We start from the raw sequence: 13,173 nt of genomic DNA, 5'->3' as shown, positions 1-13,173 counted from the left end.
GTCCCATTCGCGGACGGGTTAAAATGGGACGATTTTGTCGCTGGTCGAAAAGGTAAACACCGCGTTAACCGGTCGCCATGACCCGACGCCTAGTCCTGACCAACGAAGCCGCGCGCCACCCGTTTCGACGGACGCTGCCCCCGCCCGCGATCGCAGCGCCGGGCGGGCGCGACGATCAGGACGTCAAGCTGTTCGTGCTGAGCTTCGCGGCCTTCTTCACCTGCTTCTACAGCTTCATTTTCTGATCACGGGCAGGCAGGTTTCGGCATCGTCGTCACAGGCGCGGTGCAGCTTCTGCGCGATCCAGGCAGATACCAGGCACATGCCGGCGACCAGGAACAGCAGATCCTCGGGTGTCACGCCCGCCATCGTGATGCCGATGACCGCGATCGACCCGATCGTCATCGCGCCCGAATTGACAACGTTGTTCGCCGCCACCGTCCGCGCGGTCTGATCCTTTTCGACCGTCGTCGTCAGGAACGCGTAGAGCGGGACGACGAACATGCCGCCGGTGATCGCGATCATCATCAGCGTGCCGAGCACCGGCCAGGCGCGCGGCTGTGCGAGGAATCCGGCCCAGTCGTAGAAATGGCCCGGCGCTGCCGGGGTCCAGGTCCGCACCAGGACCGAGAAGATAAGGACGAACACGCCCATCGCGATCACCGAGGCGGGTGCGTAGCGCGCCGAGATCCGGCCCTTGAGCATCGTGTTGATCACCACCGAACCGATCGCGACGCCGATCGAGAACACTGCGATCACGAAGCTCGCGACCCGCTCGTCCGCTGTCAGCACGTTCTTGACCAGCGGCGGGAAGATCACGATCAGCACCGCCCCGATCGTCCAGAAGAAGCTGATCGCGCAGATCGCCAGGAACAGCCGCGGGATGTGCATCGTCGCGCTGATCAGCCGCCACGACGCGGTGAACGGGTTGTAGTTGAGCACCAGGGGTGGGCCTTCGCGTGGCGCCGGCGGCACCTGGCGACCCGCGAACCAGCCGATCACCGCGATCGCCAGCACCGCGATCGCCGCGCGTTCGATATGATCGGTCATGAACCCGGCGGTGATCGTCCCCATCAGGATCGCCAGATAGGTACCGGCCTCGACCAGCCCGGTGCCGCCGAGCACGTCGCATGGCGGCAGATGCTGCGGCAGGATCGCGTATTTGATCGGCCCGAAGAACGTCGAATGCACCCCCAGGCACAGTACCGCCCCGAGCATCAGCCCAAGGCCGATCGTCGAATGGCCGCTGCGCGCCACCATCAGCCCCGCCGCGCCGAGCGCCATGATGCCGATCTCCGCGCTCTTCACGAGCCGGATGATCCGCGCCTTGTCATGGCTGTCCGCAAGCTGCCCGGCGAGTGCCGAGAGCAGGAAGAAGGGGATGATCGCAATTCCGGTGGCGAGTGCGTTGAAATTCGCCTCCATCCGCGGATCGTTGAAGATCGCATAGGTCGCGAACAACACCATCGACGTCTTGAACAGATTGTCGTTGAAGGCGCCCAGAAACTGTGTCGTGAACAGGGGCAGGAAGCGTCGTTGCTTCAGCAACCCGAGTGCGTTGCGCATGCGAGAAAAGGCCCTGATCGTGGCAATAAGACTGCCGCGGCCTTAGCCCAGCGGGGGCGGTAGGCCAATGGTTTAGCGCCGCCCGCGTCGGCCGGGTGTCCGCGTACGGGATCCGGACGAGGCCTCGCGCCACGGTCCGGTGTCCGCGCTTGCCGCACATTAGTCGGCACCGATCGGTAAAACCCGGTTTCGCCAAGGGCATGACCGGAGTAGGGAAGGCGGGGTGTGGACCCTGCCCAACCTTCTGACGCTGTCGCGCATTGTCGCGGTACCCCTTCTCGTCGGCTTTCTGTGGTGGCCCGGCTGGGCGGCCGGCTACGGCATCGCCTTCGCGCTCTACTGCCTGATGGGCATCACCGATTATTTCGACGGCTATCTCGCGCGGTCGAACGGTGCGGTGTCGCGCCTCGGGATCTTCCTCGATCCGATCGCGGACAAGATCATGGTCGCCGCGGTCATCCTGATCCTGGTCGGCACGCGCGATATTGCGGGCGTCCATGTGATCGCCGCGCTCGTCATCCTGCTCCGCGAGATCGCGGTGTCGGGCTTGCGCGAATTCCTGGCGCAGGTGCAGGTGTCCGTGCCCGTCTCGCAGCTCGCGAAATGGAAGACGACGCTGCAGCTGGTCGCGCTGGGCGGACTGATCCTCGCGGGCGCGCTGCCCGACATGCCATGGGTGCACGGCGTCGGCCTCGCCGCGCTCTGGGGGGCTGCGGTCCTGACGCTGGTGACGGGCTGGGATTATCTGCGCGTCGGCCTGAAGCATATGGATTGAGCGCATGACGGTGACGATGGTGTATTTTGCGTGGGTCCGCGAACGGATCGGGACGGGCGAGGAGCGCGTCGATCCGCCCGCATCGGTGACCACGATCGCCGAACTGGTCGACTGGCTCGCGCTGTCCAGCCCGGGCCATGCCGCCGCCTTTGCCGATCCCGCCCGGCTGCGCGCCGCCCTTGATCAGGCGTTCGTGCCGATCGATACCCCGATCGCCGGCGCGCGCGAGATCGCACTCTTCCCTCCGGTGACGGGCGGATGATCCGGATCATCGTCCAGACCGCGCCGATCGATGTGCAGGCGGAGATCACTCAGGCCGAAACTGCCGGCGAACGCGGCGCGGGCGCGGTGGCGACGTTCACTGGTCTCGTGCGCGCAGATGACGGCGTCGAGACGCTCGAACTGGAACATTATCCCGGTGCGACCGAGGCTGCGCTCACCAAGGTGGCGACGGGTGCCATCGAGCGTTGGGGGCTGAGTGCGGTGACGATCGTCCACCGGGTCGGGCCGATGCATCCGGGTGAACGGATCGTCTTCGTGGCGGCGGCGTCCGCACACCGCGCTGCGTCGCTCGAGGCCTGTGCCTATCTGATCGATCGGTTGAAGACCGATGCGCCGTTCTGGAAACGCGAGACCCGCGGCACACAGACCAGCTGGGTCGAAGCGCGCGACGCCGACAAGGACGCCGCCGCGCGCTGGACCTCATAGACGGCGTTAGCCGATCTTGGGAACGCTCATGCCGTTGGTGAGATGGACGACACCGTTGGTCGCCTTGACATCTGCCGTGTCGACATAGGCCTTGCTGCCAGCAACGTCCGTCAGTTCGATATTGCCGTTCGGACCCACCGATGCCGTCAGCGGCTGGCCGGCCAGCGTCGTGAGGACGGCCTTGCCGCCACCCGACGTGATCTGCGCCTTCAGCTGATCCGACGTCACGGCGCCTGCGACGACGTGATACTTCAGGATCGTCGCCAGCGTGGGCTTCGCCTCCGGCTTCATCAGCGTGTCGAGTGCGCCGGCGGGAAGCCGCGTGAACGCCTCATCGCTCGGTGCGAAAACGGTAAAGGGACCGGGGCCCGCAAGCGTCGTGCCGAGGCCGGCCGCAGTCACCAGCTTGGTGAGCGTCGCGCGATTTGGGAGCGTCGGCAGCGCTGCCGCGATCGTCGCGGTCGCTGCAGGCTGTGCTGCGGCGGGTGCTGCTGGAGCGCCGGTCATCGGCGCGGCGGTACCGGCCTGTGCAGGGGCCTGCATTGGGGCCTGTGCGGGCGCCGTGCCAGTTGGCGCGGTCTGTGCGGGCGTCGTGCCGCTCGGCGCGGTCTGTGCGATTGCCGGTGCAGCCGCGAAAAGCGCTGCGGCAAGGACGAGAGGGGTCTTGGTGATCATGGATTTCTCCTGGCTGAAACAATCGTGCAATAAATTCTGCGATAGAACGTATGGAGTCACGCGGCGGTTTGCCAAGTTACGGTCGCGCCAACAGGACCAAGTGCGCCGTTGACGCGACGAAGTGTTAGCGCGCTATCACAGCTCGCTCAAGACAAGCGGGGTACGATTACCCCGTTGACGACATGGACTATGCCATTCGACTGACGCACATCGGCGGTCTCGATATAACTTTTGTTACCGTTGACGTCGGTGAGTGCAATGATATCTCCGACGAGGGTCACCGTGATTGCATCACCTTCGACAGTCGTCAGTGCGGCAGTGCCGCCACCCGCCGCGACACGCGCCTTCAGGTCGGCAGCGGTGATGTCGCCGGGCACGACGTGATAGGTCAGCACTTTCGCCAGCGATGCCTTATTCTCGGGCTTGAGCAAGGTCTGGACCATGCCGGGCGCGAGCCGGCCGAACGCGGCGTCGGTCGGTGCGAAAACGGTGAACGGCCCGGTCCCGGACAGCGTCGCGGTAAGGTCCGCAGCCTTCAGCGCGGTGACCAGCGTCGCGAGATTGGGTGCGGCGGAGGCATTGTCGACGATCGTCCGCGTCGCGATCATCGGCACGCCGCCGACGGTCGGGTTGGCAACGGCGATCGGCCCGTTGGGCGTCGACAGTGCGGGGTTGGCGGGGGGCGGCGCAGTCGGCGTGCCGAGGTCGCTGTTGCCGCTGCTGCACGCGGCGAGCGCGAGCGCGACGAGACCCGTGGTACCCAGGCCAATATACAGGGGGCGCATGTTCGACATCGAAATCTGTCTCCTCAAACGGGCGCTTGCGAACCGCAACTACGGTTGAGCCCGGAAATTGTTGCAGTGCGGGCCAGCGCGGCCGGTCAGCGCGCGTCGGCAAGCGCCTTGGCGAGCAACTGGAAATCCTTCTCGCGCGGCGAGGCCTTGCGCCATACCAGCGCGATCCGGCGAAACGCGTTCTCGGCGTCGAGCGGCAGCGCCGTGATCCCGGTATTTTCGAGGATCCCGGCGTTCAGCGCCATCTCAGGCAGCATCGTGATGCCCAGGCCATTGTCGACCATCTGCACGATCGTGTGCAGCGACGTGCCCATCATCGTCGCCTCGGCGCGAATTTCGGGGCGGTTGCACGCGGCGAGCGCATGATCCTTCAGGCAATGCCCGTCCTCGAGCAGCAACAGCCGGGTCTCGTCGATCGCCGAGGCGGGAATGGCGGAGGCGGGGATCGAGGTCCGGTCCGCGGGCACGTCCTCGGTCGGGAAGGCGACGAACAGCCGGTCGTCGAACAGGGGCTCGAACGCGACTTCGCCACAGGCATAGGGCAGGGCGAGCAATACGCAGTCGGTGCGGCCGTTGTGCAGCCCCTCGCACGCCGCGCCGCTCGGCTCCTCGCGCAGGAACAGCTTGAGGTCGGGATAGTCGCGTCGCAGCCGCGGCAGGATGCGCGGGAGCATGAACGGCGCGATCGTCGGGATCACGCTCATCCGCATGTCGCCCGACAGCGGCCGGCCGGCGGCGCGCGCCATGTCGCCCAGTTCCTCCGCCTCGCGCAGCACGCGGCGCGCCTTGTCCGCGATCCGATCCCCCAACGGGGTAAAGCGGACGACGCGGCGCGTTCGCTCGACGAGTACTACCCCGATCAGCGTCTCGAGCTCGCGCAGCCCTGCCGACAGCGTCGACTGGGTCACGAAACAGGCCTCGGCAGCACGGCCGAAATGGCCATGATCCTTCAATGCGACGAGATATTGGAGTTGCTTGAGCGTGGGGAGATAGGTTGCAGCCATTGATCGCCCATATCGATCGTGCACCCCCGTTTGTCCATGCCGGGTCAATAATGAGACCGTCAGCGCGGGCGTCCGCCACGGTGTTGCCCCCGCCCGCTGGAAATCGCCCCTGTGAACGCCTAAATGAGCGGACCGCCAAGGGGAATGCGCATGTTCAGCCGGTTAGGGGCTTATCTCGACTCGATCCGGGCGCGTGACCCGGCGCCGCATTCTCGCGCGGAGATCATGCTCTACCCCGGCGTCTGGGCGCTGGGGATGCACCGCATCGCACATCGGCTGTATAGCGGGCAGAATTTCTTCCTCGCGCGGTGCGTCAATCATTTGTCGCGCTTCCTGACCGCGATCGACATCCATCCCGGCGCGACGATCGGGCGCAATTTTTTCATCGATCACGGCTTCGTCGTGATCGGCGAGACTTCGCTGATCGGCGACGACGTGACGATCTATCAATGCGTGACGCTGGGCGGGACGAGCCCTGACAATGGCGTTGCGGGCAAGCGCCACCCGACCATTTCGGACGGCGCGATCATCGGATCGGGCGCGCAGGTTCTCGGGCCGATCACGCTCGGCCGCCGCTCGCGAGTCGGCGCGAATGCGGTCGTGACGCGCGACGTCCCCGAGGGCACGACCGTCGTCGGCATCCCGGCGCGCGCGACGACGGTAGAGGGCGGCGCCGCACCCGAGGCCCCGCGCTTCGTGCCCTATGGCACGCCGTGCACCGAGGCCTTCGACCCGGCCACGCAGAAGATGGAGATCATGCGCTGTGAGCTGGAGATGATGCGCAAGCGTCTGGATTCGCTGCTCGCCGATCAGGACCTGTCGACCGATCGCGACGGGCTCCGCCGCGGCCCGGTCGAACAGGATCTGCGCGATCGGGCCTGATCCGTCCTGATGAACAACGTCACGCCCTTCCCGACCCGCAATACCGCCCCCACCCAGATCGGCTTCGATCGGCTCGAACTGATGCGGATCCTCGACCTCTACGGACGCATGGTCGCGGCGGGGCATTGGCGGGACTATGCAATCGATCTCGGCCGCGAGGCAGCGGTGTTCGCCTGTTTCCGCCGCGCGGCCGAGCGCCCCGAATTCCGGATCGAGAAACGCCCCGCGCTTCGCAACCGCCAGGGCATGTGGGCCTTGGTCGGCGAAGGCGGGGCGGTGATCAAGCGGGGCCATGACCTCGGCCCGATCCTCGCCCCGGTCGAACGACGGCTGATGAAGCTCGTCGAAAGCTGAGCCCGCCGGCGCGGTGGTCAGCCGCGCTGGAGCTTCGCCAAGATCGTCATCGCCTGGTCGGCGCCCGATTGCGGAACGATCTCGCCGTTGCGGTCGGTGATCGCCGCCCAGTTGGCGGCCACCCCTTCGACCGACAGATCGTCGCCCGACAGCGACGCGCCCGGCGTCAGCGTGACATAGGCGGCTTGGAACACGCCCGCGCCGGCGCCGAGGATCATGTTGGTCGGGGCATCCTCCGACACCAGGAAGACCGCGCCCGGCGCGACCTTGTCGGGGGAGAAGGCCTTGAACGCCTCTTCGGGAAAGATGTCCTGCGTCATCCGCGTGCCTGCGGTCGGCGCGATCGTGTTGACGCGGATGTTGTTCTTCGCCCCTTCGATCGCGAGCGTCTTGGTCAGGCCGGCAAGCCCGAGCTTGGCGGCGCCGTAATTGGCCTGGCCGAAATTGCCGTACAGTCCGGTCGACGACGCGGTCATCAGGATGCGACCGTAATTCTGCGCGCGCATCCCGTCCCAGACCGCCTTGGTCGCGTTGGCCGATCCGTTCAGATGGACGTCGACGACGAAGGCGAAATCGGCGGGGTCCATCTTGGCGAAGCTTTTGTCGCGCAGCACGCCGGCATTGTTGATGAGGATATGGACGCCGCCCCATTTTTCGGACGCACGCGCCACCATCTCGACCATCTGGTCATAGTCGGTGACGCTGCCCCCGTTGGCGATTGCCTCGCCGCCCGCGCCCTCGATCTTCTCGACGACCTTCAGCGCTGCGTCAGACTGTCCCGTACCGTCGCGCGAGGCGCCCAGATCGTTGACGACAACCTTTGCACCGCGCCGGGCGAGCTCGAGCGCATATTCGCGGCCGAGCCCGCCGCCTGCGCCGGTGACGATCGCAACGCGGCCAGCAAAACCGAAGGATCCAAAGCTGTCGGACATGGAAAAAGGCGCCCCTCTCTTATCGTGGAGCGCCTTTCCTAGAACGTAAAGCAGTCGGCGCAAGCCGCGGCGTTAGCCACAGCTCGCACCGATGCGAATCGCTTACTTACCGCCGCGGTTCTTGCAGCCATCCTTGACGGTGCGCGAGCAGGTTGGATACTCGGCAGGAGCCGGGGTCGGCGGCGTCACCGTCGGCTGACCGAAGACGATGTTCGCACCACCGGGTGCAGCCATCGGGGCCTGGGGCGCTGCGGGCGGCGGCGGTGCCATCGCTGGATCGGCAGGGGCTGCAGGATCGGCTGCCATCGCCGGATCGGCGGGAGCGGCGGGATCTGCGGCTGGCGGTGCCATTGCCGGATCGGCGGGCGCGGTCTGGGCGGCCGGGTCTGCTGGCGGCATCGTCTGCGGCGCGGTCTGCGCGAGCACGGGCGAGGCGAGCAACGCTGCAGCGGCGAGAAGAATGGACTTCATGCGAATCTCCTGAATACTTGGAGCGCAAATTCGTTAGCGCCACGGTTGAACGCACTAAAACCCGCTTGGGTCCTTCGTTTCGCGTCCGATTCTAACCGGCTTGTCTTGGTCCTGCACTAATGACGCGGTCGGCGACCGCTTGCGGGACCCCGACTTTCACCCGCCAGTATCAAGCGAATAGCCAGCCGAGCGCACCGTCCGGATAATATCGGGACGTTCGCCGGTGTTGATCGCTTTCCGCAGCCGCCGGATATGCACGTCGACGGTGCGCGATTCGATGTCCGAATCATGGCCCCACACCGCATCGAGCAGCCGTTCGCGCGAGAAGACCCAGCCGGGATGTTCGAGGAAATGCTTGAGCAGCCGGAACTCGGTCGGCCCGAGTGCGACAACCTCGCCCGAGCGGCGGACCTTGTGGCCGACCGTGTCCATCTCGATGTCGGCATAGCTCAGCGCTTCGCCGGCAAGCGCGGGGCGGACGCGGCGCAGCACCGCGCCGACGCGCGCGACCAGCTCGCGCGGCGAGAAGGGCTTGGTGACGTAATCGTCGGCGCCGGTCTCGAGCCCGCGGACACGGTCTTCCTCTTCCCCACGCGCGGTCAGCATGATGATCGGCACGTTCTGCGTCTCGGGCGCGCGACGCAGGCGGCGGCACACCTCGATCCCCGACAGGCCTTCGACCATCCAGTCGAGCAGGACGATGTCGGGCACCTTCTCACGCGCGAGGAGCAGCGCCTCTTCGCCATCGGGGGTGTGCGCGATCTCGAAATCCTCGCGCTTGAAATGCCAGACCAGCAGTTCGGCGAGCGCCGCGTCGTCCTCGACCAGCAGCATCCTTGCACGGGCCATGTCGATTACTCCTGTATGCCGCCGCGGTCGCGGTCGGCCATCTGGGTGCCGGTCGCGGCAAAATAGACCATCTCGGCGACGTTGGTCGCGTGGTCGCCGATCCGTTCGAGATTCTTCGCGACGAACAGCAGGTGCGCGACCTGGCTGATCGTCTTGGGATTTTCGACCATGTAGGTCACCAGCGTGCGAAAGATGCTGTCGTAGAAATCGTCGAGCGCGGCGTCGCTTTCGACGACGAGCATCGCCGCCTCGAAATCGCGTGCGGCAAAGGCGTCGAGCACGTCATGGACCATCTCGCTCGCCATCCGGCCCATGGCGGGCAGGATCGAGATCGGGTCGATCCGGTGCTCGCTTTCGATCATCGGCACGCGCTTGGCGATGTTCTTGGCATAATCGCCGATCCGCTCGACGACGCCCGCGATCTTCAGCGCGGCGACGACCTCGCGCAGGTCGATCGCCATCGGTGCGCGCAGTGCGATGATCTGCACCGCCAGCCGCTCGACCTCCGCCTCGATCGCGTCGATCTGCTTGTCCGCCGCGCGGACCTCGCGTGCGAGCGCGACGTCGTTGCGCTGGAGCGCCTTCATCGCATTGGCGATCGCGTCCTCGGCGAGGCCACCCATCTGCGAGATGAGGCCGCGCAGGCGGCCGATCTCGTCGTCGAAGACCTTTACGGTGTGCGTGTTCATCGATCCCGTCCCCATCAGCCGTAGCGGCCGGTGATGTAATCCTTGGTGCGTTCCTCGCGCGGATTGGTGAAGATGGCGGAGGTGTCGCCATATTCGACCAAGGTGCCGAGGTGGAAGAAGGCGGTGCGCTGGCTGACGCGGGCCGCCTGCTGCATGTTGTGCGTGACGATCACGATCGCATAGCGGCCGCGCAGCTCGTGGATCAGCTCCTCGATCTTGGCGGTCGCGATCGGATCGAGCGCGCTGCACGGCTCGTCCATCAGGATCACCTCGGGATCGACCGCGATGGCGCGCGCGATGCACAGCCGCTGCTGCTGTCCGCCCGACAAGGCGGTACCGCTGTCGGTCAGGCGATCCTTCACCTCGTCCCAGAGACCCGCACGCCGCAGCGACTTCTCGACGATCTGGTCGAGGTCACTCTTGGCACCCGCGAGCCCGTGGATGCGCGGGCCGTAGGCGACGTTCTCGTAGATCGACTTGGGGAAGGGGTTCGGCTTCTGGAACACCATGCCGACGCGTGCGCGCAGCTGGACCACGTCCATGTCGGGGGAATAGATGTCGTGGCCGTCGAGCTCGATCTTCCCCTCGACCCGCGCGCTGGCGACGGTGTCGTTCATGCGGTTGAGCGTGCGCAGGAAGGTCGACTTGCCGCAGCCCGACGGGCCGATGAACGCGGTGACATTGTCCATGTCGACGTCGATCGACACATTGTCGATCGCGCGTTTCTGCCCGTAATAGACGCTGACGTCGCGCGCGGTCATCTTGTGGTTGGTCATCACCAGCGGGTCTCGAATTTGTTGCGGAGGTAGATCGCGACGCCGTTCATCGCGAGCAGGAAGACGAGCAGGACGATGATCGCGGCCGAGGTCTTCTCGATGAAGCCGCGGCTGACCTGGTCGGACCAGAGGAAGATCTGGACGGGTAGTACTGTCGCGGGATCGCGCAGTCCCGATGGCGGCGCGGCGATGAACGCACGCATGCCGATCATCAGCAGCGGTGCTGTTTCGCCGAGTGCGCGCGCCATGCCGATGATCGTGCCGGTGAGGATGCCGGGCAGCGCGAGCGGCAGGACATGGTGGAACACGACCTGCACCGGCGACGCGCCGATCCCGAGCGCTGCGTCGCGGATCGATGGCGGCACCGCCTTGATCGCGTTGCGCCCGGCGATCACGATCACCGGCATCGTCATCAGCGCGAGCGTCAGCCCGCCGACCAGCGGCGCCGATCGCGGCATGCCGAAGGTGCCAAGGAACACCGCGAGCCCGAGCAGCCCGAAGATGATCGAGGGCACCGCGGCAAGGTTGTTGATCGACACCTCGATCAGGTCGGTCCAGCGGTTCTTCGGGGCATATTCCTCGAGATACAGCGCGGACAGGACACCGATCGGGAAGGCGAGCAGCAGCGTGACGATCATCGTCAGCAGCGAGCCCTTGAACGCCCCCCAGATGCCGACGCGCGTCGCATCGGTCGAATCGGCGGTGGTCAGGAACGTCATGCTCAGCCCGCGCGTCAGCACGCCGCGCGCCTTGAGCCGGGCGACGACCGCCTCCGCTTCGGGCGGGCCATCGCCCTTGGCGGCCATGTCGACCGGGCTGGCGACGGGCACCGCGATCACCGTCTTGCGCGAAAGCAGACCGGGATCAGCCTTGAGCGCATCGCGTACCGTCACCCACGCGCCGTCCGACAACAGGCCTTCGCCATCCTTGCCGAACGCGCGCGTCGCCGCGCTGTCGACCGCACCCTCGAGACCGGCGCTGGCGAGCGCGAGATCGGCGCCGCGGCTTGTCAGCCGTGCGGGTTCGATCGGCAGCGCGGCGGTGGCGAAATCGATCGGCAGCGCGACGCGCGTCTCGACGAACCCGCTCGCGCCCTGCCACAGCATCGACGACAGCAGGAAGGCGAGGAAGCCCGCGGAGAGCCAGACCGCGGCCAGCCCGGCGAGGCGGAACCGGCGCTCGGCGGCATAGCGGCGGCGGATGCGGCTCTGCATCGCCTTCGTGGTCCAGTCGGTCGGCACGCGCGCCGTGGCGGGCTTCGCCGAGGCCGTAGCGTCTGGCGTACCGATGAAGGGGGTGACGCTATTCATAGGCTTCGCGGTACCGTTTCACGACCGTCAGCGCGACGATGTTGAGGAGCAGGGTGACGACGAACAGGGTCAGCCCCAGCGCGAAGGCGGCGAGCGTCTTGGCGCTGTCGAACTCGGCCTCGCCGGTCAGCAGGTCGACGATCTGCTTGGTGACCGTCGTCGTGCTGGCGAACGGGTTGAGCGTCAGCGTCGCGACACCGCTCGCGGCCATCACGACGATCATCGTCTCACCGATCGCGCGGCTGACCGCGAGGAGGACGCCGCCGACCACGCCGGGCAGCGCGGCGGGGAGCAGTACGCGGCGGATCGTCTCGGACGAGGTTGCACCCATCGCCAGGCTGCCGTCGCGCATCGACGAGGGGACCGCGGCGATCGAATCATCGGCCATCGACGACACGAACGGGATGATCATGATCCCCATCACGAGCCCGGCGGCGAGCGCGCTCTCCGACGAGGCCCAGCTGATCCCGATCCACACCGCGAAATCGCGCACCGCCGGCGCCACCGTCAGCGCGGCGAAATAGCCGTAGACGACGGTCGGCACACCCGCGAGCACCTCGAGGATCGGCTTCATCCATTTGCGCGTGGTCGGGGCGGCATATTGCGTGAGGTAGATCGCGCTCATCAGCCCGAACGGGATCGCGACGATCATCGCGATCACCGCGCCGATGAAGAACGTCCCCCAGAACAGCGGCACCGCGCCGAGCGATGCGCCGGGATCGCGCGCGTCGACGACCTGCGGGCTCCAGTGCGTGCCGAACAGGAAGTCGGTGATCGGCACGATCGAGAAGAAGCGCGCGGATTCGTAGAGCAGCGAGGCGACGATGCCGACCGTGGTCAGGATCGCGATCAGCGACGCGCCGAGCAGCAGGATCATCACGATCCGCTCGACCCGCGTCCGCGCGCCGAAGCCCGGCCGCACGCGCAGGAACGCGAACGCACCGCCGGCAAAGGTGAGCAACAGCGCGAGCGCGGTCGCGATCCAGTCGTAGCGCGACTGCGCGGCGGCATAGACCGGCGACAGGACGCGCGCGAGCTCGTGGAACGCGCCGAAGCTTCGTCCCTCCGCCAGGCTGCGCGCCTCGGACAGGATCGAGGCACGGTCGAAGCCGGGCGGGGGCAGCTGCACCGCGGCGGGGCTGGCCAGCACGGTGTCGGTCACGAGTGCGGGTGCGACCATCGACCAGCCGACCAGGAAGAGCAGCGGCGGGATCGCGGTCCACAGCGCGACATACCAGCCGTGATGCGCGGGCAGCGAGCTGAACCGCGCGGTGTTGCCGACCCGGAACCGCGCGGCGCGCATTCGTGCGCTCAGCCACGCGATCAGGCCGAGCCCGAGAACGAGGAAGAAGAGGGCGAGCGCCGACATCAGGCCGTCTCCACCGGTT

General features: G+C 66.7%; 17 protein-coding genes. 6 read left to right on the top strand and 11 right to left on the bottom strand.

What is annotated here, in order from left to right:
* The first annotated feature begins 77 nt into the window (after positions 1–77).
* Positions 78–245: a hypothetical protein gene (locus tag IFT87_RS11280; RefSeq protein WP_192008475.1), complete on the top strand. Its 168-nt coding sequence runs from the start codon at positions 78–80 to the stop codon at positions 243–245.
* Here the strand turns inward: IFT87_RS11280 and IFT87_RS11275 are convergent.
* Positions 235–1,566, bottom strand: coding sequence for an MFS transporter (locus IFT87_RS11275; RefSeq protein ID WP_052148897.1), 1,332 nt, complete (start codon positions 1,564–1,566; stop codon positions 235–237). The two genes, IFT87_RS11280 and IFT87_RS11275, sit on opposite strands and share 11 nt — an antisense overlap.
* 223 nt (positions 1,567–1,789) lie before the next feature.
* Here IFT87_RS11275 and pgsA point away from each other — a divergent pair, with 223 nt between their 5' ends.
* Genes pgsA through IFT87_RS11260 form a run of 3 tightly spaced genes read left to right on the top strand, consistent with a single transcriptional unit; the run spans position 1,790 to position 3,049 of the window.
* Entirely contained in the window at positions 1,790–2,341 is a 552-nt protein-coding gene (gene pgsA, locus IFT87_RS11270; RefSeq protein WP_031395843.1) for a CDP-diacylglycerol--glycerol-3-phosphate 3-phosphatidyltransferase, read from the top strand.
* 4 nt (positions 2,342–2,345) lie between these two features.
* On the top strand, positions 2,346–2,603 hold the full coding sequence (gene moaD / locus IFT87_RS11265; protein ID WP_031395844.1) for a molybdopterin converting factor subunit 1: 258 nt from the start codon (positions 2,346–2,348) through the stop codon (positions 2,601–2,603).
* Positions 2,600–3,049, top strand: coding sequence for a molybdenum cofactor biosynthesis protein MoaE (locus IFT87_RS11260; RefSeq protein ID WP_037527450.1), 450 nt, complete (start codon positions 2,600–2,602; stop codon positions 3,047–3,049). Before moaD ends, IFT87_RS11260 begins: the two co-directional genes overlap by 4 nt.
* Before the next feature lie 6 nt (positions 3,050–3,055).
* Here the strand turns inward: IFT87_RS11260 and IFT87_RS11255 are convergent, their stop codons facing one another.
* The 3 genes from IFT87_RS11255 to IFT87_RS11245 all read right to left on the bottom strand — a co-directional run bounded on the left by IFT87_RS11255 (position 3,056) and on the right by IFT87_RS11245 (position 5,522).
* Positions 3,056–3,724: a fasciclin domain-containing protein gene (locus IFT87_RS11255; protein WP_037527452.1), complete on the bottom strand. Its 669-nt coding sequence runs from the start codon at positions 3,722–3,724 to the stop codon at positions 3,056–3,058.
* A 146-nt stretch (positions 3,725–3,870) separates the two neighbouring features.
* Positions 3,871–4,518 (bottom strand): fasciclin domain-containing protein, encoded by a 648-nt coding sequence (locus tag IFT87_RS11250; protein ID WP_031395847.1) that lies wholly within the window; start codon positions 4,516–4,518, stop codon positions 3,871–3,873.
* Positions 4,519–4,604: 86 nt separating this feature from the next.
* The gene (locus IFT87_RS11245) at positions 4,605–5,522 is read right to left on the bottom strand and encodes a LysR substrate-binding domain-containing protein (RefSeq protein ID WP_031441633.1); all 918 of its coding nucleotides are present in this window, start codon (positions 5,520–5,522) and stop codon (positions 4,605–4,607) included.
* Positions 5,523–5,672: 150 nt separating this feature from the next.
* Between IFT87_RS11245 and epsC the strand changes: the two genes are divergently transcribed.
* Positions 5,673–6,404, top strand: coding sequence for a serine O-acetyltransferase EpsC (gene epsC / locus IFT87_RS11240; protein WP_037527486.1), 732 nt, complete (start codon positions 5,673–5,675; stop codon positions 6,402–6,404).
* 9 nt (positions 6,405–6,413) lie between these two features.
* Positions 6,414–6,758, top strand: a complete 345-nt coding sequence (locus IFT87_RS11235; RefSeq protein WP_031395850.1) for a DUF2794 domain-containing protein — start codon at positions 6,414–6,416, stop codon at positions 6,756–6,758.
* A 17-nt stretch (positions 6,759–6,775) separates the two neighbouring features.
* Here the strand turns inward: IFT87_RS11235 and IFT87_RS11230 are convergent, their stop codons facing one another.
* From IFT87_RS11230 to pstC, 7 genes are all read right to left on the bottom strand, one after another.
* Positions 6,776–7,690 carry an SDR family NAD(P)-dependent oxidoreductase gene (locus IFT87_RS11230; RefSeq protein ID WP_052148898.1) on the bottom strand — a complete coding sequence of 305 codons (915 nt, stop codon included), beginning with the start codon at positions 7,688–7,690 and terminating at the stop codon, positions 6,776–6,778.
* Between the two features lie 102 nt (positions 7,691–7,792).
* Positions 7,793–8,161, bottom strand: a complete 369-nt coding sequence (locus tag IFT87_RS11225; RefSeq protein WP_031395852.1) for a hypothetical protein — start codon at positions 8,159–8,161, stop codon at positions 7,793–7,795.
* Between the two features lie 156 nt (positions 8,162–8,317).
* Positions 8,318–9,010: a phosphate regulon transcriptional regulator PhoB gene (phoB, locus tag IFT87_RS11220; protein ID WP_031395853.1), complete on the bottom strand. Its 693-nt coding sequence runs from the start codon at positions 9,008–9,010 to the stop codon at positions 8,318–8,320.
* Positions 9,011–9,015: 5 nt separating this feature from the next.
* The gene (gene phoU / locus IFT87_RS11215) at positions 9,016–9,699 is read right to left on the bottom strand and encodes a phosphate signaling complex protein PhoU (protein ID WP_031395854.1); all 684 of its coding nucleotides are present in this window, start codon (positions 9,697–9,699) and stop codon (positions 9,016–9,018) included.
* Between the two features lie 14 nt (positions 9,700–9,713).
* A complete protein-coding gene (gene pstB / locus IFT87_RS11210; protein ID WP_031395855.1) occupies positions 9,714–10,475 on the bottom strand; it encodes a phosphate ABC transporter ATP-binding protein PstB in 762 nt (253 codons plus the stop codon).
* Complete coding sequence (gene pstA / locus IFT87_RS11205; protein WP_192008530.1) at positions 10,475–11,689, bottom strand: phosphate ABC transporter permease PstA; 1,215 nt, start codon at positions 11,687–11,689, stop codon at positions 10,475–10,477. Before pstA ends, pstB begins: the two co-directional genes overlap by 1 nt.
* 88 nt (positions 11,690–11,777) lie before the next feature.
* Complete coding sequence (gene pstC / locus IFT87_RS11200; protein WP_031395857.1) at positions 11,778–13,154, bottom strand: phosphate ABC transporter permease subunit PstC; 1,377 nt, start codon at positions 13,152–13,154, stop codon at positions 11,778–11,780.
* Positions 13,155–13,173: the final 19 nt, after the last annotated feature.

The sequence above is a fragment of the Sphingomonas sp. CFBP 8765 genome, assembly GCF_014841445.1.
Taxonomy (GTDB): Bacteria; Pseudomonadota; Alphaproteobacteria; order Sphingomonadales; family Sphingomonadaceae; genus Sphingomonas; species Sphingomonas aerolata.
Note: the sequence above shows the minus strand (reverse complement) of the source record. Positions and strands in the feature narration are given on the sequence as shown.

Bases quoted from the DNA above. Each gene is read 5' to 3' on its own strand.
- phoB (WP_031395853.1), bottom strand. From the start codon at position 9,010: ATGGCCCGTGCAAGGATGCTGCTGGTCGAGGACGACGCGGCGCTCGCC.
- IFT87_RS11230 (WP_052148898.1), bottom strand. From the start codon at position 7,690: ATGTCCGACAGCTTTGGATCCTTCGGTTTTGCTGGCCGCGTTGCGATC.
- pstB (WP_031395855.1), bottom strand. From the start codon at position 10,475: ATGACCAACCACAAGATGACCGCGCGCGACGTCAGCGTCTATTACGGG.
- IFT87_RS11245 (WP_031441633.1), bottom strand. From the start codon at position 5,522: ATGGCTGCAACCTATCTCCCCACGCTCAAGCAACTCCAATATCTCGTC.
- pstA (WP_192008530.1), bottom strand. From the start codon at position 11,689: ATGCAGAGCCGCATCCGCCGCCGCTATGCCGCCGAGCGCCGGTTCCGC.
- epsC (WP_037527486.1), top strand. From the start codon at position 5,673: ATGTTCAGCCGGTTAGGGGCTTATCTCGACTCGATCCGGGCGCGTGAC.
- IFT87_RS11235 (WP_031395850.1), top strand. From the start codon at position 6,414: ATGAACAACGTCACGCCCTTCCCGACCCGCAATACCGCCCCCACCCAG.
- IFT87_RS11275 (WP_052148897.1), bottom strand. From the start codon at position 1,566: ATGCGCAACGCACTCGGGTTGCTGAAGCAACGACGCTTCCTGCCCCTG.
- moaD (WP_031395844.1), top strand. From the start codon at position 2,346: ATGACGGTGACGATGGTGTATTTTGCGTGGGTCCGCGAACGGATCGGG.
- IFT87_RS11280 (WP_192008475.1), top strand. From the start codon at position 78: ATGACCCGACGCCTAGTCCTGACCAACGAAGCCGCGCGCCACCCGTTT.
- IFT87_RS11250 (WP_031395847.1), bottom strand. From the start codon at position 4,518: ATGTCGAACATGCGCCCCCTGTATATTGGCCTGGGTACCACGGGTCTC.
- phoU (WP_031395854.1), bottom strand. From the start codon at position 9,699: ATGAACACGCACACCGTAAAGGTCTTCGACGACGAGATCGGCCGCCTG.
- IFT87_RS11255 (WP_037527452.1), bottom strand. From the start codon at position 3,724: ATGATCACCAAGACCCCTCTCGTCCTTGCCGCAGCGCTTTTCGCGGCT.
- IFT87_RS11225 (WP_031395852.1), bottom strand. From the start codon at position 8,161: ATGAAGTCCATTCTTCTCGCCGCTGCAGCGTTGCTCGCCTCGCCCGTG.
- IFT87_RS11260 (WP_037527450.1), top strand. From the start codon at position 2,600: ATGATCCGGATCATCGTCCAGACCGCGCCGATCGATGTGCAGGCGGAG.
- pstC (WP_031395857.1), bottom strand. From the start codon at position 13,154: ATGTCGGCGCTCGCCCTCTTCTTCCTCGTTCTCGGGCTCGGCCTGATC.